1 pseudogene is annotated in these 1,284 nt (G+C 60.7%); it reads left to right on the top strand.

The annotated features are described in order from the left end of the window. Positions 1-87: 87 nt before the first annotated feature. A pseudogene (locus FHW96_RS25900) lies at positions 88-1,284 on the top strand (IS701 family transposase); the annotation flags it as partial.

The following is a 1,284-nucleotide window of genomic DNA, read 5'->3' as shown; positions in this document are numbered from 1 at the left end:
CACTACTTTGGCAGAAAAGTGATTTTTGGGATTCCCTTAGCGGCGAATGCGTGATTCATGAGGAACCAGCTTTGACGGAGGCTGGCGATGGGTGCGGATTGGCAGAAGGACCTCGAGCGTTGGCTTGAACCGTTTCTCAAGGTGCTGTGCAACAAGACGCGGCGGCGGATGTGCCCTGCCTATATCGCGGGGCTGATCGGCCCGGGTGACCGCAAAAGCATCCAGCCGATGGCGGCCAGATCGAGCGATATCAGCTATGATCGCCTTCACCATTTTATCGGCGCTGGTGTCTGGGACAGCGCTCCGCTGGAAGCGGCATTGTGGGATCAAGCCGATGCGCTGGTGGGCGGGGACAAAGCCTGGCTGATTATCGACGATACTGCCATACCCAAGAAGGGGACTGGTTCGGTCGGGGTTGCGCCGCAGTATGCCTCAACGCTGGGCAAACAAGCCAATTGCCAAACGATGGTCTCGGTGACGCTGGCCTCGGGCGAAGTGCCCGTTATGCTGAGCTTGCGGCTGTTCCTGCCGGACAGCTGGATCGAGAACGAAGGGCGGATGGCCAAAGCCGGCGTTCCCGAGGAATTCCGCCAGGCCAAAACGAAACCGGCGATCGCGATTGAGGAAATCGATCGTATTGCCGCTGCCGGGGTGCGTTTTGGCTGCGTGCTGGCGGACGCGGGTTATGGCGTGTCGGCCGCCTTTCGACAGGCCTTGAGCGCACGCGATTTGTGCTGGGCCGTGGGTATTCCCAAGCATCAGAAGGTCTATCCTGCCGATGTGCAACTGGTCTTTCCCATGGCAGTGCGTGGGAGACCAAGACTGCGCCATATGCCCGATAGCAAGTCAGTCGCCGCCCACACGATGCTGGAAACGGCCAAATGGCGTCAGGTCAGTTGGCGCCGGGGGCCAAAGGCCGTCTGGTCGCGCGCTTTGCCGCCATGCGCGTGCGCATCGCCGACGGTGCGCCACAGCGGATAGGCGCGGCGGGTGCGCAGCATATGCCCGGCGAAGAAGTCTGGCTGGTGGGCGAGCATCGCTCGAACGGGGAACGGAAATACTACCTTTCGAACCTGCCTGCCGACATATCGGTCAAGGAGGTTGCCGCTGCCATCAAAGCCCGCTGGATCTGCGAGCAGGCCCATCAGCAACTCAAGGAAGAACTCGGTCTGGACCACTTCGAGGGACGATCCTGGACCGGTCTTCACAGGCACGCCTTGATGACGATGATCGCCTACGCCTTCTTGCAATATCGCCGCCTCGCTCAGGCGGGACGGAAAAAAA

Source organism: Novosphingobium sp. SG751A (assembly GCF_013149295.1).
GTDB lineage: Bacteria > Pseudomonadota > Alphaproteobacteria > Sphingomonadales > Sphingomonadaceae > Novosphingobium.
Note: the sequence above shows the minus strand (reverse complement) of the source record. Positions and strands in the feature narration are given on the sequence as shown.